This window comes from Halomonas marinisediminis (assembly GCF_004347715.1).
GTDB lineage: Bacteria > Pseudomonadota > Gammaproteobacteria > Pseudomonadales > Halomonadaceae > Halomonas > Halomonas icarae.
In genome coordinates this window covers 1-19,413 of the sequence record NZ_SLTR01000010.1, presented here as the reverse complement: position 1 = coordinate 19,413, position 19,413 = coordinate 1, and the positions used below count along the sequence as shown (strand labels likewise).

Below are 19,413 nucleotides of genomic sequence, written 5' to 3'. Positions count from 1 at the left end.
AGCGACGAAGCGACGGGTAACGGGCCGGGATCAGCCGGCATACAAGCCTCGCGCACCATAGCGCACGGTGATTCGCTCCTCGGGGAAGTGGTCGAAGCCCAGCTCGAGGGTCAGGCCGGGCCAGTGAAACTGCGCGCGCCCCGTCATGGGTCGATAGATAGCGGTATAGACGGTCCCCAGGCCGCGGCGATAGTCATGGCGGAACAGCGGCGGTGATGCGAAGGCAGCGATCAGCCGATCCTCGGTGGTAGCCTCGTCGGCCACCAGGATCGACAGCTGGCGCTCACGGATCAATGTCTCCGAGGCCAGGGCGTGGGCGTACCATTCGATCTTCTTCTGGTGATTGGTCGCCACCGGCACCCGCCGGATGCTGGCAGGGCGGTCCGGGCCGATCATCGCCGTGACGTAACGACCGGCGGCGTCGGCCACGGTGATGTTGTAGGCCATGTGGGTGGGAATGCGCGCCAGTACGTCGGACGCCTCGGGTACGCTATCGCAGAACTCCAACAGGTAGCGCAGGATGATCGGCGCGCCGAAGCCCTGGCCCACGGCCTTGCTGCCGCCGAAGGCCAGCGACACGGCGAGTCCCCGATCATTCATGCCGTCCAGCACACCCCACAGGCAGTCGGACATGGCGATTACCCTCCTCGCGTTCCAGCGGGTGTAGAGGATGGTTCCTTCACAGAGCTCCGGGGGATAGTCGTAATTGCGCGCCAGCAGCGTCGACGCGGGGCTCGCCAGCACCGCCTGAGAGCAGCCGGTGATGTACGGCGGCGGCTGGTAAAGACTCAGAAAGCGCGCGGCGAGATCACCACCACCGGCCAGCTCACAGAGCATGCGATAGGTATCGAGAAGCTCTGGCATGTACTTTCGCAGCGCGTTGTAACAGGCGAGGTAGCCAGGCCGCTCACGCTCCCCTTCGCTCAGGTACCACTGCTCGTAAGCCGGCCAGTGGTGGCCAAACAGCGCCTGCCAACGAGGGCCTGCCGTCTCCTCGCGTACGGTCCGAAAATCGAGCATCTTGTTCATGTCGCCCGACAGCGCCTCCCGCGACGAAGGGGAACCGATCCCGGTATTCACAGGATCTTGAAGTTGCCGCCGCCGACGGCATGGCTGACGGCCACCTCCTCCACCACCGGATCCTGCAGCGACTGCCCGGCGTACTCACCACGGATACCGTCGATCCAAGCCTTGGCGCGTTCAGTAAGCTGGAAGTCGTCATCCATCAGGCGTCCACGGGTGATCAGGATGCCGAGGTCTGCGCCCTCGTAGCGGAAATCCCCCGCTCCACTGATGCGCAGGAAGAAGCCCTCGCTTTCATCTTCGGCGGCGTGGGGGTGATAGTTGTAGTGGTCATAGTCAATGCTGCCGTCACTGGCCATTTTCCAGACCCCGGTGCGTGGCGCCCGGGTCAGCAGATCGACGCTTTCGTCGGTGTGCTTGATGACCAGCTGGCTCCAGCTGTCCACGCTTTCGGGATGCGCCCAGCGCTCGTTGATCTCGTTGATATCGAGATCGAAATCGACGTCGGAGAACTCCAGCAGGTGGAACAGGAACAGCGGGATATCGGAGTGAGCGAAAGCCGCCACATTGGTCAGCGAGCTGGCGCCGGTGACACGTGGGTTGAGCTCACCGAGATAGACCTCGCCGTTGTCCATGTCGATCAGGAAGTCGAGCTCGAAGTAGCCGCGATACCCCTCCTCGCGCAGCGCCTCTCCGAACTGGAAAGTGTACTCCCGGGCCTTGTCGCGTACCGACTGATCGAAGGCGCCGGCGAACATCTCGTTGCCACACCAGCCGCCCTTGTAGGGCGTCAGCGTCTTGAAGCCAACCAGCTCGGTCATCAGTGGGCCGACCACGGTGCCGCAGCGGGTGGCACAGGCCTCGATGGCCGAGCCACGACAGTTGATGCGCTTCATGATCTTGACCTCGGACTCGGCCTCGATCTCCTCGGCGTGCTTGTAGTAGTCGTCTTCGTTGGTGATGAAGAAGGTAGTGTGACCGGAGTCGCCGAAGGCGGTCTGCACCACCAGGTCGTCGCCGAGCTCCCGGCTCACCTCGCAGAGCTCCTGGTAGCTGCCCACCCGGGCCAGCACGTTGGGCACGCTGGGCACGCCAGCCTTGTTGCCGATGCGCACGGTCTCGATCTTGTTGTCCATGCGCGAGCGCAGCTGGGCCGGCGGGAACGCCACCTTGAGGCCGAGCTGCTCGCAGATCTCTTCGGTGTGCTCGTCGAACATCAGGAAAGCCGCTACGCCGGCATTCTCCCCCTGGGCACGGGACTGGATGAAGTCGATGACCTCCTTGTGCTCGAGGAGGTAGTTGTTGATGTCCTCGATGCTCTCGAAGTCGCGCGGGAACTTCTCCTTGGGCACGAAGACGTTACGCTGCTGGCCCTCAAAACAGTCGATGTAGTTGATATGGCGAAAGTTGCCCACCCAGTCGCCAACCCCCAGCAAGTTGAAGTTGGTGGCCGAAATGAAGTAGATCGGTTCCTTGTTATTGAGGAAGTGGCGGCGTACGTCGGCAATAGTTGTTATTTTGCTCATCGTGATCGCTCCATCGTTGTGGGGAAGGCGTGGGATTAATACTCCTCGATATCGGCTCGCACCGGCTTGGCCAGCGGGCCCAGGGTGTCGAGGTACGGGCTAGAACCAGTCTCACTACGATACAGTGAGAAGTCGACCGTACGGTCACGGAAACTCTTCAACGGTTGGCCCAGGCCACGCAGTCCGGTCTCACGCTCGCGACGCACTCGGCTGATGTCGACTTCGATGGGCATGACTTCCTCACCGGTGCCCGCCTGATGAATGACGTCGCCGGAAGGTCCCACCACGATGGAGCGGCCGTTGCCGAGGACGCCGGCACCATTGATATCGAAGAAGTAGCACTGGTTGACCGCCGCATTGGTGCGGGCGATGGACAGCTCGATGTCACGATCGATGGTATCGGTCATGGTCGGATGCAGGATGACTTCGGCCCCCATGGCAGCCAGCGTGCGGGTGGTCTCGGGGAACCACATGTCGTAGCAGATCGAGACTCCGAAGCGAGCCACGTTGGGCACATCGAAGGTCACGAACTCGGCGCCGCTCTCGACGCCCGCCTCGTAGGGACGGAAGGGAAACATCTTGCGAAAGCGCGCCACTACCTGGCCGTGGGGGTTGATCACCGAGAGGGTGTTGAAGATGCCATTTTCGGTCTGCTCAAACATCGAGCCAGGAATCAGCCAGATACGATGCTGCTCGGCGACCTGGCAGAACAACGCCTCGGCCGCGCTAGGCATCGGTTGCGCATGGTGCGGCGACGCCCCCAAGGGCATCAGCTCGCTGAAGAGAACCATCTGTACCTGCGGAAAGCGGCTCATCAGCATGTCAATCCGGTGGCGCATGGCCTCGGTATTGTCACCATGGTGCAGGGCATGCATCTGTACCCCTGCGATCGTGAAATAGGTCATAAGATCTCTCTGCTTCAGGCGATTTTGATCACTTCCGGGGCATATTCAAACACGTACTGGCACCGTCGGTGGCATGCCGGCAGAATCGCCCGGCCGAATGAGCTCTGCTCACCCTTCTGGTAGCAGCTTATGACACATATACCGATGTAACATCAACGCAAACATCTCGTTCAGCCGAATAAGCGTTCGGCCGAGGCATCGCTCAGCCAAGATCCTTGAGGCAATCTCCGGGAACAGGACGCTTGACCGCCTTGGTGACAATATAGGTGAAGTAACGCTCGATGCCGGCATCGCCAGTCAGCCAGCCATCGATCAGACGCTGATAGGCGTCGATGGAGTCGGCCTCGACCTTGATCAGGTAGTCGACGCCACCGCCCACCGCCACGCACTCGGTCACCTCGGGCGTGGCATGCACCAGTGCCTCGAAGCGGGCGAAGCTCGCAGCGTTATGTGCCTTAAGCTCCACCTGAACCCACACCGGCGTGCGTCTCACCAGTGCCTCGGCATTGATGCGAGCGCTGTAACCCTCGATGATGCCGGTCTTCTCCAGCCGTCGCACGCGCTCCCAACAGGGGCTGACCGAGAGATTGATCGCCTCGGCCAGCCGGGACTTGGTGATGCGCCCATCGCGAGAGAGGATCTCGAGAATCTTCAGATCATAACGGTCAAGTTTCATCGTGATGCTGGCCGCCTCAATCCAGGGAGTCGACGATATCGGCGATCACCGCAATGGTATCGCCCATGTTGACCAGCGCCGGGTGGCGCCGCGCCGCCAGTACACCGCTGCGGCCGGCGTAATACTCTACCGGTGCGGTACCGCTGCGCGTCATGTCGTAGACACGCGCCACCACCTCGCCCTTTTCGACCCGCTCGCCCAGGGCAAAGCAGAGCTCCAGCACACCGCTATGCTCGCTCTGTACGTAGCAGCTGGCATCGGGCATATCGAGATAGACCTGAGGCTCGGCGGGCATCTCCACCTCCCCTTCCAGCAGGCCATAGTGGACCAGAAAGTTGCGCACACCGCGCTCGGTGATGGCCAGGCTCTCCGGGGTGGAGGTGCCGCCGCCGCCCAGTTCTGTCGCCACGAAGATCTTGCCCTGGCTCTCCACCGCGGTATCGAACAGCGCGGCGGCGTCGAGTTCGAACATGATCATGGCATAGGGCGCACCGAAGGCCTTGGCACCCTCCAGGGCCTTGCGCTGCTGCTCGGGGTCATCCAGCACGTGAGAGGCTCCGAAGGGGATGATGTCCAGGGTGCGCCCACCGGAGTGCAGGTCGAGCACCACATCGCTCATCGGCACCATCACCCGAGTGAAGTAGTCGGCGATCTTCTCGGTCACGCTGCCATCCGGGTCACCGGGGAAGCTGCGATTGAGGTTGCCACCATCGAGGCCGGAAGTTCGCTTGCCGGCCATCACCGCCGGCTGGTTCATGCATGGCACGATGATGACCCGGCCGTTGACCTCCTCGGCCTCGAGCGCGCTCGACAGCTTGAGCAGCGAGGTGATGCCCTCGTACTCGTCACCGTGGTTGCCGCCGGTCAGCAGCGCCGTGGGGCCCTCGCCGTTCTTGATCACGGTAACCGGGATCATCACCGCCCCCCAGGCGGAGTCGTCCACCGAGATGGGCAGCTTGAGAAAGCCGTGCTGGACGCCGTCGGCGTCGAAGTCGACGGTGGCGCTGATGGGGCTGGGACGCTTGGTCATGGTTTACAACTCCTTGTTCGCATATGGCACAGGCATGGTGGCCTTGGTGTCACTCGAGGCTGATCTGGCGGCAGATTCTTAATTCCCTCTACGATCTGCCCCCAGCGCCCCTCGTACATGTCGAAGCTGGTCAAGCTTCCTGCCTTCTCAACGCACAAAGAGCTGGCGCGGGAAGTTGGCCAGGGTCTCGCAGCCGCTCTCGGTGATCAGGATGCTCTCGGTGATCTCCAGGCCCCAGTCGTCCTCCCACAGGCCAGGCATGAAGTGGAAGGTCATGCCCGGCTGCAGAATGGTCTCGTCGGAGGGGCGCAGACTCATGGTCCGCTCGCCCCAGTCCGGCGGGTAGCTGATGCCGATGGGATAGCCACAGCGCGCTCCGCCGCGGTCGAAGCCGTACTTGTCCATGGCCGCACCCAGCGCCATGGCGATATCCGCGGTGCGATTGCCGGGCCTGGCCACCTCGAGTCCACTCTCGATGCCCTCGAGCAGCGCCGATTCGGCACGCACGAACTCCGTCGGAGGCTTGCCCAGAAAGACCGTCCGCGACATCGGCGCATGATAGCGCTTGTAGACCCCGGCGATCTCGAAGAAAGTACCCTCGCCCTTGCGAAAGGGCGTATCGTCCCAGGTCAGGTGTGGTGCGGCGGCATCCTGGCCAGTGGGCAGCATCGGCACGATGGCCGGATAGTCACCGCCGAATACCCGACCATGCTCATCTCGGTACCCCTCGATGGCCACCCGGTAGATCTCCGAGACCAGCTTGCTCTTCGGTAGCCCCGGCTCGATCACCTCGAGAATACGCGAGTGCATGCCCTCGACGATCTTCGCCGCCACCCGCATGTACTCGACCTCCTGGGGCGACTTGATGGCACGGCACCAGTTGACCAGACCATTGGCATCCATGAAGCGCGCGTGGGGCAGCTCGCGCAGCAGGCTCTGATAGGCCTTGGCGGAGAAGTAGTAGTTATCCATCTCCATGCCCACCACCCCCTCGTGCCAGCCACGATCGGGCATGATCGACTGGGCCAGATACTCCATGGGGTGCATGTCCGGATTCTGAACATAGTAGTCCGGATAGTAGGTAATGTTGTCCGCATCGATCCAGCAGGTGCGCAGAGCCCCGTTGGCATCCATGCGACGGCCATACCATACCGGTTCGCCCTCGAGTCCGACCAGCACGCACTGATGCACATAGAATGACCAGCCGTCATAGCCCGTCAGCCAGGCCATGTTGGAGGGGTCACTGACGATCAGCACATCGATGCCTCGACCGGCCATCTCGGCACGCACCTTCCACAGCCGGGTGGCATATTCCTCTCGAGTGAAGGGCAGGTTTACCTGGGTCATTGGGCCACTCGCCAAAGCAACGTCAAGAAAATCGGCCCTCTCGACGAGGAGAAGGCCGGGCCAGGGTCATGATCACTGACGAGATGCCTGAACGATTTCGGGTCGCACAGTCGCACCTGACAGTGGAGGGTGCCCCATAGCATGAAGGTTACTGCCTACCCATGGTAGAGGGTCAAGCACTTCCTTATGTTGAGAGCTCGGAAGTAACGGGCTTGTTCATGGTCACCACTCCAGAGATGATGGAGGCATCACGTCATCCGGGAGGAAACATGAAGGTACTGGTCCACAACGACGAGCCCGAGCGCTGGCAGCAAGCACTGGCGGCCCGCCTCCCCGAGGCCGAGATATTCACCAGTGCGGCACCGGCAGCCAAGCGTCGCGAAGCCGACTATCTGGTGGCGTGGAAGCCTCCGGCGTCACTGCTGAGCGAGCTCGTGGCGCTCAAGGGCATCGTCAACCTGGGCGCCGGGGTGGATGCCCTGCTGAACAATCCCGAGCTCCCGGCCGGAGTGCCCATCGTCAAGCTGCGTGACGCCGGCATGGCCGAACCGATCGGTGATTATGTGCGCTATGGTCTGCTGCACTTCCAGCGTGACTTCGATCGCTACCGTCGCCAGCAGCATGCACGAGAGTGGCGGGAGCACACCATGTGCGACAAGGCCGACTGGCCGGTAGGCGTGCTGGGGCTGGGGGCCATCGGCGCCAGGGTCGCGACGATGATCGCTGCCGACGGCTTCCCGGTCCATGGCTGGAGCCGATCGCCCAAGCATCTCGACGACATCACCTGCCACCACGGCGATAACGGCCTGGAGGCGCTGCTGAGCCAGGTGAAGAGCCTGGTGCTGCTGCTTCCCGATACTCCCGCCACCCGGCACATCATCAATGCGCGAACCCTCGCCCTGCTGCCCGAGGGCGCCAGCCTGATCAACCCGGGGCGAGGCACCCTGATCGATGAGGCCGCCCTGCTCGAGGCCCTCGGCGACGGCACTGTCGAGGGACGCCTGCGCGGCGCCCTCCTCGATGCCTTTCCCGAGGAGCCCCTGCCCGAGACGAGTCCGCTCTGGTGCCATCCCCGGGTGTGGGTGACCCCGCACATGGCCGGGCCGACACCACTGGAGGTGGCTCTGGATCAGGTGGTCTCGGCGCTGCGGGCCTTCGAAGCCGGCGAGCCCCTGGAGACGGTGGACCCCGGGGCCGGCTACTGAGGAGCCCGTCAGGCCCTCCTCCCCCACGGGGTTATGCCTTTGTTACACGAGCCTCGACTCAGAAGGTACGCTGATAAGTGAGCCAATCACCGGCTTTTGGGAGGAGCATTATGACGCCTATCGACTACACGCCCAGTGACGCCCTGCTGGTCGTCGACATGCAGAACGACTTCTGCGAGGGTGGCGCCCTGGCGGTTGCCGGAGGCAGCGCCCTGGTGCCGGCGATCAATACCGAAATTGCCACGGCCCACGCGACGGGGGCCCTGATCGTCGCCTCACGGGACTGGCACCCCGTCGACCACGCGAGCTTCGAACATCGTGGCGGCCCCTGGCCCGTGCACTGCGTGCAGGACACCCCGGGGGCGGCCTTCCATCCCGAGCTCGAGCTGCCCGACGACACGATCCGCGTCAGCAAGGCCACGGCCTTCGACGCCGACGCCTACTCCGCCTTCGACGGCACAGGCCTGGCCGGCTATCTGCGCGACCGGGGCATCGACCGGGTGATCGTGTGCGGCCTGGCGCTGGACGTCTGCGTCAAGGCCACGGCGCTCGACGCCTGCCGGGAGGGCTTCGCGGTGCGCCTGCTCGAAGCCCTCAGCGCCGCGGTGAATTCCGAGGCGTTAACCGAAGTGCGCGGTGAGCTGCAGAGCGCCGGCATCGAGGTGCGCCCATGAGCAAACTGCCCCCGCTGTCGGTGGACGAGGAGGAGCTGGCCCTGCTCACCGACTTCTACCAGCTGACCATGACCCAGGCCTGCTGGAAGGAGGCCATGGACGGGGTCGCCACCTTCAGCCTGTTCTTCCGACGGCTGCCGCCTGAGCGTCGCTTCATGCTCGCCTGCGGGCAACAGCACGCCGCGGAACGGCTGGCCCGGCTGCGCTTTACCGACATGGCGCTTACGCGCCTGGCCGACACCGGCCTTTTCGAGGCGGGGTTTCTCGACTGGCTGGCCCGCTGGCGCTTCGAGGGCGACATCTGGACCCTGCCCGAGGGCACGCCGGTGTTCGCCAACGAGCCGCTGCTGGAAGTGGAGGCGCCTATCGCCCAGGCCCAGCTCCTCGAGAGCCTGGCGATGAACCTGGTGCAGCTGGAGACGGTGCTAGCGTCCAAGGCGGTGCGCATCGTGCTGGCGGCACGGGGCCGGCCGGTGGTGGACTTCGGCATGCGCCGCATGCACGGCATCGATGCCGCGGTGCGCGGGGTTCGCGCCTATCGCACCGCGGGGCTTGCCGGCACCAGCAACGTGCTCGGCGGATTGCGCCACGGCATGCCGCTTTCCGGCACCATGGCCCATAGCTATATTCTCGCCCACGATGATGAAGAGGCCGCCTTCGCCGCCTTCGCTCGCCACTACCCGGACACGACCCTGCTGGTCGATACCCACGATACCCTGGAAGGGGTGCGCAAGGTGATCGAACTGATGAACGCCGAACCGGGCATCCGAGTGGGTGCCGTGCGCCTCGACTCCGGTGACCTTGGCCAGCTTGCCCGGGAGACCCGGGCGCTGCTCGATGCCGCGGGGCACCAGGAGGTGAAGATCGTCGCCAGCAGCGGGCTGGATGAGTGGAAGATCGCGGCCCTGATCGAGGCCCGCGCTCCCATCGATGCCTTCGGGGTGGGCACCGAGATGGGCGTCTCCTCCGACGCTCCGGTCATCGATCTCTCCTACAAGCTGGTGGAGTACGCGGGAACCCCACGACTCAAGCACTCGCCGGGCAAGATCAACCTGCCCTGCCCCAAGCAGGTCTATCGCCGCCGGGACGCGCAAGGCCGCTACCTCGGCGACGTCATCGCCCTGCGCGATGAGACAGGCGTCGAAGGCGAGGCACTGCTGCATCCCATGGTGCGCGGCGGTCAACCGATCGAGGAAGGGATGGCCCTGGCCGAAGGGGCTCGCGAGCGAGTCAGTGACAGCCTGACTCGTCTTCCCGAGGAGCTGCTGCGACTGGAGGCTGGGCACGGCGACTACCCGGTCGAGCTCTCGTCGGCCCTGGAACATCTCCGCTCCATCACCTGATGCCCTTGCCTGATAGCGTCGCCGGCAATGCGGCATCTTCACGTCAAGGGGAACTTCAGGACCCACAGCGACCTCTTATCGCCAAAGGCCCTGCGGGCCACTCAGTTCCCATGATGGAGAGCGTCCATGCCCCAGCGAGCCATACGATGGTCCCGGCGCGGCGGCCAGTTGGCCCTATTTGCGCCCTGGCTGCTCGCCTGCCTGCCGCTGATGGCTCTGGCCAATGCACCGACCACGCCAGCCCAAAACGGCGCCGCTCCTCGGGCTGCCGCCGTCCCCTCAATAGCCTTACGCCCCTTCGCCGCGCGTTACCGGCTCGAGGTCGAGGGCTGGCCGGCCGCCTATGTCGACCATCGCCTCAGCCGTGAGGGTGACTACTGGGAAAGCCTGATGGAGACCGATATACGGGTCGCCCGCGGCAGTGAGCGCAGCCGTTTCATGATTCAGGACGAAGGAATTCAGTCACTCTATTACGCCAGCGGCTACGCACTGCTGGGCGTCGGCGACAGCTATCAACTCGATGCCGAGCCACTCGAGGCACTGCCAGATCGTCAGACGGCACTCTTCACGCTCTCCCGCCGCATCATCGGCGGCGACTGTGCCGACAGCCCCTGCGATATCCGCTACCTGGATCACAAGGGGCGCGAGGAGCGTCTCAGGGCCCACACTCAAGGCCGCTCACGGATCACGCTACCCGCGGGTAGCTTCGAGACGATCACGGCCGAAGCCTGGGAGGCCGACAAGCCGAGCCGCCGGCTGCTGTTTCGATTCCACCCCGAGGTACCCGGGCTGCTGCTGTCGGTCGACTATCACCGTGATGGCAAGCGCCGCAGCCAGCTGAGACTGAGCAGGCTAACCCTCCCTGACTAATGTCGCTTCAGCGGTTGGGCGCCTCAAGCCCGCCTGCTAGAGTAGCCGCTTTTCGAGACGCCGCCACGGGGCGGCCAATATAGGGAAGGGAGTCTCCATGCTGAGCGGCCTGTTGATCGTGCTGCTGCCCCTGGTAGTGGGTTACCTGATACCGGTCCGTCACCCCACCGTGTTGACGGCGATCAACCGGGGAGTCAATGCCTCGGTCTATGGCATCCTGCTGCTGATGGGCTTCAGCCTCGCCGGCCTCGATAACCTCGCCGGGCAGCTGTCGCGCATGGGCGGACAGGCGTTGACGCTGTTCGTGGTGACGTCGGCCTGCAACCTGGTCGGTCTCTGGTGGCTGTCGCGCCGCCTGGGGCTCACCGCCGACCCCGCCCGTGTGGTGCCCGGCGCCCCGACCAGCAAGCTCGCTGCCATGGCCGGCTCGCTGGCCCTGGTCGGTGTGGTAGTCCTCGGCGTGGCACTGGGGCTGGCCGCCGATCGGCTGACCACCCTGCCGCTCCACGCCATGGCCGAGACCCTGGCCGAGTGGGTGCTCTATATCCTGCTGGCCCTGATCGGCTGCCAGCTGCGCAACTCCGGCATGCCGCTGCGCCAGATCCTGCTCAACCACCACGGCCTGGCCATTGCCCTGACCCTTGCCGCCACCTCGCTCGTCGGCGGCCTGCTCGCCGCCCCACTGCTGGACCTGCGCTGGAACGAGGGGCTGGCCATGGCCGCCGGTTTTGGCTGGTACTCCCTGTCGGGCATTCTGGTGGGCGACGCCCTGGGGCCGGCGCTGGGCGGTGTCGCCTTCTTCAACGATCTGACCCGTGAGCTGGTCGCCTTCGTGCTGATCCCGCTGGTGATCCGCCGACACGCCGCCCTGGCCATCGGCTACGGCGGCGCCACCTCCATGGACTTCACCCTGCCGGTGATCCAGCAGCATGGGGGGGTCGGCTGCGTGCCGGTCGCGGTGGTCTCGGGCTTTCTGCTCTCCCTGCTGTCGCCGCCACTGATCCTGTTCCTGCTGACGCTGTGAGCCTCCTTGCACGGGGTTTGCACATTGCATGACGATTGGCTGCGCCGCCCGGGGTTATGCTGTTGGCCCATTCCGCCCGCGGTGAGGCAATCATGCGCCTGACTCTGCCACGCCCCGCCATTTCCCGGCTGGGCATCAAGCTGTTCGTGGTCATCCTGTCGGTCAATGTGGCCATCTCGGGCCTGGTGTTCCTGGCGGTGTCACGAAGCCTCGACCAGGGCTTCCTCGAGTATCTGGACAAGACCCAGACCCAGCGCGCCGAGACCCTCGTCAAGGGCCTCGCCGATGAGTGGTCACGCCGCGGCGACTGGCAGTGGCTGCGTGCCTCGCCCCGAGCCTGGTATCGTCTGGTGCGTCACCAGCTATGGCCAGGTGCCGGCCCTCCGCCGATGGGGCTGGAGCGGCGACTGGGCGACCCCAAGGACTTCGTGCTTCATGATGCCGAGGGGTTGCCGGTGATCGGCCTGCCCCCCAACAACGACGAGGAGGCCGCCACCCTGCGCTGGTTGCCCATCGAGCACGAGGGGCAGCGGGTCGGAACCCTCGGTTACCGCCCGCCGGAGCAGCTGATGGCCCGCATGGAGCACGTCTTCCTGACCCGCCAGCAGCGTAACCTGGGCATCATCACCGGCGCCCTCGGCCTGGCCTCGCTGCTGCTGGCCGGCGGTCTCTCCTGGTGGCTGGGGCGCCGTACCCGCGGCATGGCCCAGGCCACCCTGCGCCTGACCGAAGGGGATTACAGCACCCGCCTGCCAGAGCGCGGTCGTGATGAACTGTCTCGACTCTCGCGTGACTTCAATATCCTCGCCGCCACCCTGGAAGCCAGTCGTGAGGCGCGCAGTCGCTGGGTCTCGGATATTGCCCACGAGCTGCGCACACCGCTGGCGGTGCTGCGCGGAGAGATCGAGGCGATGCAGGACGGCATCCGGCCCCTGGAGCACGAAAGCCTGCACTCGCTCTCCCAGGAGGTGAAGCAGCTCGAGCGTCTGGTCGCCGACCTGCGGTTGCTCTCGCAAAGCGATGCCGGCGCCCTGGAGGTTCAGCTGGCACCACTCAATATCGCCGACAGCTTGCGCCAGCGTCTCGACGAAGGCAGCGGCTGGCTCGACGACAACGGCCTTACCCTGACGCAAGACATCCCCGAGTCGGCCTGGATCCGTGGTGATGCCAGCCGGCTGAGGCAGCTATGGAGCAACCTGCTGGATAACACCTGCGCCTATACGCACCCCCCCGGCCAATTGCACGTCAGCCTCGAAAACGGCCCTGGTGGCGTCCGAATCCTGTGGGATGACAGCGCACCGGGAGTCCCGGACTCCCAGCTGTCGCGGCTCTCCGAACGCCTCTACCGGGTCGAGGGGTCGCGCAGCCGGGCTAGCGGTGGCAGTGGTCTGGGACTCTCCATTGCCACCGCCCTGGTAAAGGCCCACGGCGGCCGGATGACCGCTGCCCCTTCGCCACTGGGTGGGTTACGCTGGATCCTGAGCTTCCCGCCTCTCGATGACGCCACGCTCAAGGAGAAGAGAGCATGACCTCGGCCGAGCACCCTCAACGCATCCTGATCGTCGAGGATGAACCCAAGATCGCCCGACTGGTGGCCGACTACCTGGCCGGCAGTGGCTTCGAGCCCCATCACCTGGACCATGGCAACAGCGTGTTACCGTGGCTGGAGGAGACGCGCCAGGCCGCCGAGGGACCGGCGCTGGTGCTCCTCGACCTGATGCTGCCCGGCACCGACGGCCTAACCCTGTGTCGCGAGATCCGTCAGCGCTGGCCTGCCCTGCCGGTGATCATGCTTACCGCCCGGGTCGAGGAGGTCGACCGCCTGCTGGGGCTCGAACTGGGCGCCGATGACTACATCTGCAAGCCGTTCAGTCCTCGAGAGGTCGTCGCCAGGGTCAAGGCGGTGCTGCGCCGCACCCAGCTGGCCAATGAGCCTGACGCCCTGGGCAGTGATCTGATACTGGATGAGGAGGGCTGGCGTGCCCTGGCGGATGGTCACGACCTCGCGCTTACCGCCGTGGAGTACCAGCTGCTCAAGGTGATGATGCATGCCCCGGGGCGTATCTTTTCCCGTGACCAGCTGATGGACCATATGTACCGCGACCACCGCATCGTCTCCGAGCGCACCGTCGACAGCCACGTCAAGAAACTGCGCAGAAAGATTGCCGACATATGGCCCGAACGCGAGGTGATCCGCTCCGTCTACGGGGTCGGCTACAAGTATCAGCCCGAGGAGTGAACTGCACCACCTTTGCACCTTCGCTGCATGGCCCTTGCACAGGACCGGCGCAAGGTAGACCTTGTCAACCCATAAGAAACAGGAGTCTCCTCATGCAGACCAGACGCTACCGCAAGATGCTTGCCCCCGCCCTCCTCGCCATGGCGATCGCCCCGCTGGCACTCCAGGCCAGCGCTGCGCCCGGCGACGGTGAGCGTGCCGAGAGTCGCCAGCAGTGGCAGGAAGCCCGCGCCGAACGCCACGCCGAGAAACGCGCTGAACTCTTCGAGCGTGCCGGACTCGATGCGGAGACTCGCGAAGCGCTCGAGAGCGCCCACCGTGAACATCGCGAAGCGATGGCCGAGCTGCGCGAGGAGCATCGTGAGCGTATCGAGGAGTTGCTCAGTGACGAGCAGCGGAGCGCTCTCGACGAGGCACGCCGCGAGATGCACGAGGAGCACCACGCCAGCAGGCACCAGCCCTCGGCCGAGGACCTGCAGCACCGCATGCGTGCGATGGTCGACGGCTGGGACCTCTCCGACGAGGAGCGTGACGAGCTGCGCGAACTGCGCCAGGCTCACTATGCCGAGATGGCCGAATTGCGCGATCGTGACTTCGACTCCCGTGAAGAGCGTCGCGAGGCTTACCAGGAGCTGCGCGACGAGCACCGAGCCGCACTGGCCGAGCTGCTGACCGATGAGCAGTTCGAGGAGATGCAGCAGACCGCCCGCATGGCCCACGGCAAGCGGCACGGCCACCAGGCTGGCAATGGCAATGGCAATGGCAATGGCAACGACTGATACGCTACGCTGAACCAGTAGTGGAAGAGGGCCGGGGCACACCCGGCCCCCTTTCATACTGGCTGATGACTGCTGGCTGATGACTGCTGGCTGATGACCGATAGCTACCGGATCCTGCCAATGACGACTGACCGCAGACACCAGGGACCGGCCTTCAAGGTGGCCTTGGTCGGAGGCATCCTCACCACCCTGGCGGCCCTGGCGATGGCCCTGTCTGGCCCGGCCTATCGCATGGATCTGCTTACTCTGGGAAATGCCTTCGGCCTGCTGCGCTACGGTGCCTTTACCGCCCTCGGCGCTGCGGGACTGGGTCTGGTGGCTCTGCTGATTGCCCTCGTCACTCGTCGCGCCCTGCCCGCCCTGCTCGGCTGCCTGGTGATACTGGCCGGTGGAGCGCTGGTCGCCATACCCTGGCTACAGCTTCAGCAGGCCCAGGCGGTGCCGCCGATCCATGATATCACCACCGACATGCAGGACCCGCCCGCCTTCGTGGCTCTGGTCGAGGCACGCAGGGCCGCGCCCAACGCGGTGGAGTATCCCGGCGAAATGACCGCACAACAGCAGCGAAAGGCCTATCCGGCGATCCAGCCGCTGATGCTCGATGCGCCTCTCGAGACGGTACGGGAGGCCGCCGAAGCCGGGATAGCCAGTACCGGGTGGGACATTGCCGCGGTCAGTGACACAAGAATCGAGGCCACGGCAACCACGACCTGGTTCGGTTTCAAGGATGATGTGGTGATCCGACTGAACGAGACGGATGAGGGCACTCGAGTAGACATGCGCTCCGCCTCCCGGCTGGGGGTCAGCGACGTCGGCACCAACGCGGCGCGCATCCTGACCTTTATGGACGACCTGGTGCGACGCCTGGAGTCGGCTGACTAATCTTTCGGGGCTCGCCGTTGGGCCGACCGACAGCGCCAGGCCGGCCCGACACGTTATTCGAAGGTGGCACAGACGTCGGTCTGCTCCGCTGGCCGATGAGTTTCCTCATGCGTCAGTGCTTCGCTGGTCGCCTCCAGCGATACGCTCCACTGATGATCGGTGCCCTTGGGGTCACAGGCCCCTTCGCTGCCGCCACCGAAGTTGGAGTCGATCCAGTAGTGCACCTCGTAGCTGCCGTCCCCCTTCAGCACGCCGGGAAAATCAAGCGAGAAGGCCGGGGCCTCATCGGCGGAGACGGTACCGGACTTCGTGGCTATCACGTCGCCGGTGCCTGCATCGACGACAGCCGCATGGACCTCCTGGCCGCCATGCGCCCCATTGAAGGTCCCATCCCCCTCGAAGGTGAGATCATGGCCATCGTTGGCCATGATCAGGGGAGCGGCGAACAGCAGGGAAAACAGCATGCACCGTAGCGGAGTCTTGCCAGTAAGCGTTGAAGTGGTCATCTTGCACCTCTTGAGCGTATCCAGATGAGCGATCAGGCCCTGTGGGCCTGAACCCAGCGTAGTCCATTCTCGTTACCACCTCGCTTCATCCTGGCAATGCTCCGGAGGAATCAGAAGAGGAACAACGGGCTAGCATTCAGATAGGCCCAGGTCTGGTTCACCCGTATTGTCAAGCGAGCCAGGCAGCCTTGCGGCATCGCAACATAAAGGCGTAACGTAATAGCTCCGCTCTTTAGCAAGCAAAGGAGTTGCCATGTCTCGCTCCTCCGATAACGAGGGTTACCGGGTTCCGCTTCCTGGCAGCGCCCTTGTTGCCGCCTGGCGCCGGGGCTACGGCCTGGCCGAGCTGCGTCGCGACCTGCTCGCCGGGTTGACCATCGGTATCGTCGCCGTCCCGCTCTCCATGGCGCTGGCCATCGCCACCGGCGTTCCCCCCCAGCACGGCCTCTATACCGCCATCGTCGCCGGCGCGATCATCGCCCTCACCGGCGGCTCGCGCTTCAACGTCTCCGGCCCCACCGCCGCCTTCGTGGTGATCTTGTTCCCCATCGTCGCCAACCACGGCATCGGCGGACTGCTGATCGCCACCCTGATGGCCGGACTGATCCTGATGGCCCTGGGCCTGGCGCGACTGGGTAGCCTGATACAGTTCGTCCCCTACCCGGTGGTACTGGGCTTTACCGCCGGTATCGCCGTGGTCATCGCCCTGTTGCAGCTGCCGGACTTCCTGGGGCTCTCGCTCGAGCTTGGCGAAAGCACGCCGGGCAATGCGCTGCGAATCCTGAAGGCGTTGTCCGAGCTGGCCCCCGCCGAGCTGAGCATCGGCCTGATCACGCTCGCCACCCTGGTGCTGTGGCCGCGGCTCAAGCTGCCGGTTCCTGCCCCGCTGGCAGGGCTCGCGGTGGGTACCCTGGCGGCCCTGGCCGCGGGAGCCGCCGGCATCGAGATCGACACCATCGCCTCGCGCTTCAGCTGGACCCTTCACGGCGAGAGCGGCAGCGGCATCCCGCCTTTCGCTCCGAGCCTGGTGCTGCCCTGGCAGCTTCCCGGTCCGGACGGCACTCCGCTGGTGGTTGACTTTGACCTGATTCGCGAACTGCTGGGCCCGGCTCTCGCCATCGCCATGCTGGGCGCCATCGAGTCGCTGCTGTGCGCCGTGGTGGCCGATGGCCTTACCCGCTCCCGCCATGACCCCAATGCCGAACTGGTGGGCCAGGGGTTGGGCAATATCATCGCGCCCTTCTTCGGTGGCATCACCGCCACCGCGGCACTGGCACGCACCGCTACCAATATCCGCAGTGGCGCCTTCTCTCCGCTGGCCGCCGTCATTCATGCCCTGGTGGTACTGCTGGCGGTAGTACTGCTGTCGGGAGTGCTGGCCCTGGTGCCCATGGCGGCACTGGCTGCCCTGCTGTTTATCATCGCCTGGAACATGAGCGAGGCACGGCACTTCGCCCACACCCTGAAGAGTGCCCCGGCCAGCGATGTTGCCATCCTGGTGATCTGCTTCGCGCTGACGGTGGTGTTCGATATGGTGCTGGCGGTGGCGGTGGGCATGGGACTGGCGGCGGCGCTGTTCATCCGTCGCATGGCCGAAGTGACACAGACTCGTCGGCTCGACGAGAGTGATCATGACGGCAACATGGACCTGCCACCGGGAGTGGCTCTCTACGATATCGACGGCCCGCTGTTCTTCGGCGCCGCCGAGAAGGCGATCTCGTCGCTGCAGGTCGTCGATAGGGAGATCCGCGTGATGCTGCTCGATATGCATGATGTGCCCAGCCTCGACGCCACCGCCATCGTCGCCCTGCGGACCCTAGCCGAGGAACTGCATGAGCGCGGCATCGGCCTGGTATTCGTGGGACTGCCGGCCCCGCTGATCCTCAAGTTGCGCCGCGCCGGCCTGCACCGTGAAGCGGGCCGATTGGCGATGGTGACCAACCAGGGCCATGCACTACGCCTCGCCGAACGCTGGCTGGCGGGCTCATCGGGCTAGGCCACCCGGCTGCGTAGGGTCCAGGGGAGACTGGCCGTCAGGGTAACTTCTCGACCATAGTAAGAGGACCCACGGCCACTCGATGAGGTCACCATGGCCGCACTACCCGACTGGCGGGTGAGCCGCTGGCTCAACTGCGACACGCCCCTGACGCTCGGTATGCTGCGGGGGCGCGTGGTACTGGTCCATGTCTTCCAGATGCTCTGTCCCGGCTGTGTCCTCCACGGCCTGCCGCAGACCCAGCGGATTGCCCGCCGGCTGGTCGATGTTCCGCTGAGCGTGGTGGGGCTTCACAGCGTCTTCGAACACCATGACGTGATGACGCCCCATGCGCTGGCGGTCTTTCTGGCCGAGAACCGCTACGCCTTCCCGGTCGGCGTCGATACCGCCAGCCGCGATGACGATCCTCGACCATATACGATGCGCGCCTGGGCACTGGAGGGCACTCCCACCACGCTGTTGATCGATATCCGCGGCCGGCTCCGCTACCGTCACTTCGGCATCGAGGAGGATCTGACGCTGGGCGTGCATCTGGGCCAGTTGCTGCAGGAGGCCGAAAGGCTCGGTGCGAGCGGACCCCAGGGGACGGCGGACGACGCGAGGAGGTAGAATCACGCTGCCGCCAAGAGAAGACTCTCCTCGATACCGACAGGATCCCCAATGCCTCGAGTTCGCTCCCGCCCTACCCCTCTGCTGATCCTGGCCACACTCTCCTTGTTGCTTGCCGGCTGTGGCAACGACAACGAAGTGGGCGATGTCTCGCTGGGCCTGTTCACCACCAAGGACATCAAGATCGAGAGCCTCACCGACCCCAAGGTTCCCGGGGTGACCTGTCACCTCAGCAATATCGAGGCCGACCTCGACTTCGCCGACCCTTCCGACAGCAGCCTTGCCTGCCGCCAGACCGGTCCCATCACCCCCGCCATGCTGGCGGATATCGACACCTCGGCGAGTGGCGAGCTGCTCTATCGCCGATCCAAGAGTGTACTGTTCAAGAGCCTCAAGGTGCGCCGCATCTTCGACGCCGACAACCAGACGCTGCTGTATCTGGTCTACAGCACCAAGGAGACCAACGGCAGCTTCAAGCATGCCCTGAGCAGCGTGCCACTCTGGAACACCCAGGCCTGGCAGGCACCCGTCGGCGAGTAGGGAGGGGGTCGGCCACGCCGGATGGCGCGGCCGACGGGATCGAAGCCATTCGGAGCAGCGCCCCGAATGGCATGAGGTTAGAAGAAGCCCATCGGATTGATGTCGTAGCTGACCAGCAGGTTCTTGGTCTGCTGGTAGTGCTCGAGGGCCACCTTGTGGGTCTCTCGACCGACGCCGGACTTCTTGTAGCCGCCGAAGGCCGCATGCGCCGGATACTGGTGGTAGCAGTTGGTCCATAC

20 protein-coding genes are annotated in these 19,413 nt (G+C 64.8%); 12 read left to right on the top strand and 8 right to left on the bottom strand.

Translation table 11 applies throughout. The annotated features are described in order from the left end of the window. Nucleotides 1–30: 30 nt before the first annotated feature. The 6 genes from E0702_RS08880 to doeA all read right to left on the bottom strand — a co-directional run bounded on the left by E0702_RS08880 (nucleotide 31) and on the right by doeA (nucleotide 6,507). Nucleotides 31–1,029 (bottom strand): C45 family autoproteolytic acyltransferase/hydolase, encoded by a 999-nt coding sequence (locus tag E0702_RS08880; RefSeq protein ID WP_237561958.1) that lies wholly within the window; start codon nucleotides 1,027–1,029, stop codon nucleotides 31–33. A gap of 47 nt (nucleotides 1,030–1,076) precedes the next feature. Further along, complete coding sequence (locus E0702_RS08875; RefSeq protein ID WP_132042961.1) at nucleotides 1,077–2,549, bottom strand: biotin carboxylase; 1,473 nt, start codon at nucleotides 2,547–2,549, stop codon at nucleotides 1,077–1,079. Nucleotides 2,550–2,584: 35 nt separating this feature from the next. Continuing rightward, the gene (locus E0702_RS08870; RefSeq protein ID WP_132042959.1) at nucleotides 2,585–3,454 is read right to left on the bottom strand and encodes a carbon-nitrogen hydrolase family protein; all 870 of its coding nucleotides are present in this window, start codon (nucleotides 3,452–3,454) and stop codon (nucleotides 2,585–2,587) included. Between the two features lie 202 nt (nucleotides 3,455–3,656). Further along, nucleotides 3,657–4,130: an Lrp/AsnC family transcriptional regulator gene (locus E0702_RS08865; RefSeq protein WP_132042957.1), complete on the bottom strand. Its 474-nt coding sequence runs from the start codon at nucleotides 4,128–4,130 to the stop codon at nucleotides 3,657–3,659. 16 nt (nucleotides 4,131–4,146) lie between these two features. Then, nucleotides 4,147–5,160, bottom strand: a complete 1,014-nt coding sequence (gene doeB, locus E0702_RS08860; RefSeq protein WP_132042955.1) for a N(2)-acetyl-L-2,4-diaminobutanoate deacetylase DoeB — start codon at nucleotides 5,158–5,160, stop codon at nucleotides 4,147–4,149. Between the two features lie 147 nt (nucleotides 5,161–5,307). Then, nucleotides 5,308–6,507, bottom strand: coding sequence for an ectoine hydrolase DoeA (gene doeA / locus E0702_RS08855; protein ID WP_132042953.1), 1,200 nt, complete (start codon nucleotides 6,505–6,507; stop codon nucleotides 5,308–5,310). Between the two features lie 269 nt (nucleotides 6,508–6,776). On the opposite strand from doeA, the gene E0702_RS08850 reads away from it, so the two are divergent. The 9 genes from E0702_RS08850 (at nucleotide 6,777) to E0702_RS08810 (ending at nucleotide 15,523) form a co-directional block, all read left to right on the top strand. After that, nucleotides 6,777–7,712 (top strand): 2-hydroxyacid dehydrogenase, encoded by a 936-nt coding sequence (locus E0702_RS08850; protein ID WP_132042951.1) that lies wholly within the window; start codon nucleotides 6,777–6,779, stop codon nucleotides 7,710–7,712. A 110-nt stretch (nucleotides 7,713–7,822) separates the two neighbouring features. Further along, entirely contained in the window at nucleotides 7,823–8,386 is a 564-nt protein-coding gene (locus tag E0702_RS08845) for a nicotinamidase (protein WP_132042950.1), read from the top strand. Beyond that, nucleotides 8,383–9,729 (top strand): nicotinate phosphoribosyltransferase, encoded by a 1,347-nt coding sequence (locus tag E0702_RS08840; RefSeq protein WP_132042948.1) that lies wholly within the window; start codon nucleotides 8,383–8,385, stop codon nucleotides 9,727–9,729. Before E0702_RS08845 ends, E0702_RS08840 begins: the two co-directional genes overlap by 4 nt. A 126-nt stretch (nucleotides 9,730–9,855) precedes the next feature. After that, nucleotides 9,856–10,599, top strand: coding sequence for a hypothetical protein (locus E0702_RS08835; protein ID WP_240721703.1), 744 nt, complete (start codon nucleotides 9,856–9,858; stop codon nucleotides 10,597–10,599). 97 nt (nucleotides 10,600–10,696) lie between these two features. Beyond that, the gene (locus E0702_RS08830; protein WP_132042946.1) at nucleotides 10,697–11,623 is read left to right on the top strand and encodes a lysine exporter LysO family protein; all 927 of its coding nucleotides are present in this window, start codon (nucleotides 10,697–10,699) and stop codon (nucleotides 11,621–11,623) included. A gap of 92 nt (nucleotides 11,624–11,715) precedes the next feature. Further along, nucleotides 11,716–13,152 carry an ATP-binding protein gene (locus tag E0702_RS08825; RefSeq protein ID WP_132042944.1) on the top strand — a complete coding sequence of 479 codons (1,437 nt, stop codon included), beginning with the start codon at nucleotides 11,716–11,718 and terminating at the stop codon, nucleotides 13,150–13,152. Further along, entirely contained in the window at nucleotides 13,149–13,862 is a 714-nt protein-coding gene (locus E0702_RS08820; protein ID WP_132042942.1) for a response regulator, read from the top strand. The genes E0702_RS08825 and E0702_RS08820 overlap by 4 nt, the downstream gene beginning before the upstream one ends. A gap of 92 nt (nucleotides 13,863–13,954) precedes the next feature. After that, nucleotides 13,955–14,641 carry a hypothetical protein gene (locus E0702_RS08815; RefSeq protein WP_132042940.1) on the top strand — a complete coding sequence of 229 codons (687 nt, stop codon included), beginning with the start codon at nucleotides 13,955–13,957 and terminating at the stop codon, nucleotides 14,639–14,641. A 120-nt stretch (nucleotides 14,642–14,761) separates the two neighbouring features. Next, a complete protein-coding gene (locus E0702_RS08810; RefSeq protein ID WP_132042938.1) occupies nucleotides 14,762–15,523 on the top strand; it encodes a DUF1499 domain-containing protein in 762 nt (253 codons plus the stop codon). A 53-nt stretch (nucleotides 15,524–15,576) separates the two neighbouring features. On the opposite strand, the gene E0702_RS08805 is transcribed toward E0702_RS08810, so the two are convergent. Beyond that, nucleotides 15,577–16,029 carry a hypothetical protein gene (locus E0702_RS08805; protein ID WP_132042936.1) on the bottom strand — a complete coding sequence of 151 codons (453 nt, stop codon included), beginning with the start codon at nucleotides 16,027–16,029 and terminating at the stop codon, nucleotides 15,577–15,579. 253 nt (nucleotides 16,030–16,282) lie between these two features. Between E0702_RS08805 and dauA the strand changes: the two genes are divergently transcribed. The 3 genes from dauA (at nucleotide 16,283) to E0702_RS08790 (ending at nucleotide 19,174) form a co-directional block, all read left to right on the top strand. Further along, nucleotides 16,283–18,025, top strand: a complete 1,743-nt coding sequence (dauA, locus tag E0702_RS08800; protein ID WP_132042934.1) for a C4-dicarboxylic acid transporter DauA — start codon at nucleotides 16,283–16,285, stop codon at nucleotides 18,023–18,025. Nucleotides 18,026–18,118: 93 nt separating this feature from the next. After that, nucleotides 18,119–18,634, top strand: a complete 516-nt coding sequence (locus E0702_RS08795; protein WP_132042932.1) for a TlpA disulfide reductase family protein — start codon at nucleotides 18,119–18,121, stop codon at nucleotides 18,632–18,634. Nucleotides 18,635–18,685: 51 nt separating this feature from the next. Then, entirely contained in the window at nucleotides 18,686–19,174 is a 489-nt protein-coding gene (locus tag E0702_RS08790) for a CreA family protein (RefSeq protein ID WP_132042930.1), read from the top strand. A 77-nt stretch (nucleotides 19,175–19,251) separates the two neighbouring features. On the opposite strand, the gene E0702_RS08785 is transcribed toward E0702_RS08790, so the two are convergent. Next, the coding region (locus E0702_RS08785) for an aldehyde dehydrogenase family protein (protein WP_132041242.1) at nucleotides 19,252–19,413 on the bottom strand (162 nt) is incomplete at its 5' end.

Coding starts and splice junctions, on each gene's coding strand:
- E0702_RS08880 (WP_237561958.1), bottom strand. CDS start 1,029: ATGAACAAGATGCTCGATTTTCGGACCGTACGCGAGGAGACGGCAGGC.
- E0702_RS08875 (WP_132042961.1), bottom strand. CDS start 2,549: ATGAGCAAAATAACAACTATTGCCGACGTACGCCGCCACTTCCTCAAT.
- E0702_RS08870 (WP_132042959.1), bottom strand. CDS start 3,454: ATGACCTATTTCACGATCGCAGGGGTACAGATGCATGCCCTGCACCAT.
- E0702_RS08865 (WP_132042957.1), bottom strand. CDS start 4,130: ATGAAACTTGACCGTTATGATCTGAAGATTCTCGAGATCCTCTCTCGC.
- doeB (WP_132042955.1), bottom strand. CDS start 5,160: ATGACCAAGCGTCCCAGCCCCATCAGCGCCACCGTCGACTTCGACGCC.
- doeA (WP_132042953.1), bottom strand. CDS start 6,507: ATGACCCAGGTAAACCTGCCCTTCACTCGAGAGGAATATGCCACCCGG.
- E0702_RS08850 (WP_132042951.1), top strand. CDS start 6,777: ATGAAGGTACTGGTCCACAACGACGAGCCCGAGCGCTGGCAGCAAGCA.
- E0702_RS08845 (WP_132042950.1), top strand. CDS start 7,823: ATGACGCCTATCGACTACACGCCCAGTGACGCCCTGCTGGTCGTCGAC.
- E0702_RS08840 (WP_132042948.1), top strand. CDS start 8,383: ATGAGCAAACTGCCCCCGCTGTCGGTGGACGAGGAGGAGCTGGCCCTG.
- E0702_RS08835 (WP_240721703.1), top strand. CDS start 9,856: ATGCCCCAGCGAGCCATACGATGGTCCCGGCGCGGCGGCCAGTTGGCC.
- E0702_RS08830 (WP_132042946.1), top strand. CDS start 10,697: ATGCTGAGCGGCCTGTTGATCGTGCTGCTGCCCCTGGTAGTGGGTTAC.
- E0702_RS08825 (WP_132042944.1), top strand. CDS start 11,716: ATGCGCCTGACTCTGCCACGCCCCGCCATTTCCCGGCTGGGCATCAAG.
- E0702_RS08820 (WP_132042942.1), top strand. CDS start 13,149: ATGACCTCGGCCGAGCACCCTCAACGCATCCTGATCGTCGAGGATGAA.
- E0702_RS08815 (WP_132042940.1), top strand. CDS start 13,955: ATGCAGACCAGACGCTACCGCAAGATGCTTGCCCCCGCCCTCCTCGCC.
- E0702_RS08810 (WP_132042938.1), top strand. CDS start 14,762: ATGACGACTGACCGCAGACACCAGGGACCGGCCTTCAAGGTGGCCTTG.
- E0702_RS08805 (WP_132042936.1), bottom strand. CDS start 16,029: ATGACCACTTCAACGCTTACTGGCAAGACTCCGCTACGGTGCATGCTG.
- dauA (WP_132042934.1), top strand. CDS start 16,283: ATGTCTCGCTCCTCCGATAACGAGGGTTACCGGGTTCCGCTTCCTGGC.
- E0702_RS08795 (WP_132042932.1), top strand. CDS start 18,119: ATGGCCGCACTACCCGACTGGCGGGTGAGCCGCTGGCTCAACTGCGAC.
- E0702_RS08790 (WP_132042930.1), top strand. CDS start 18,686: ATGCCTCGAGTTCGCTCCCGCCCTACCCCTCTGCTGATCCTGGCCACA.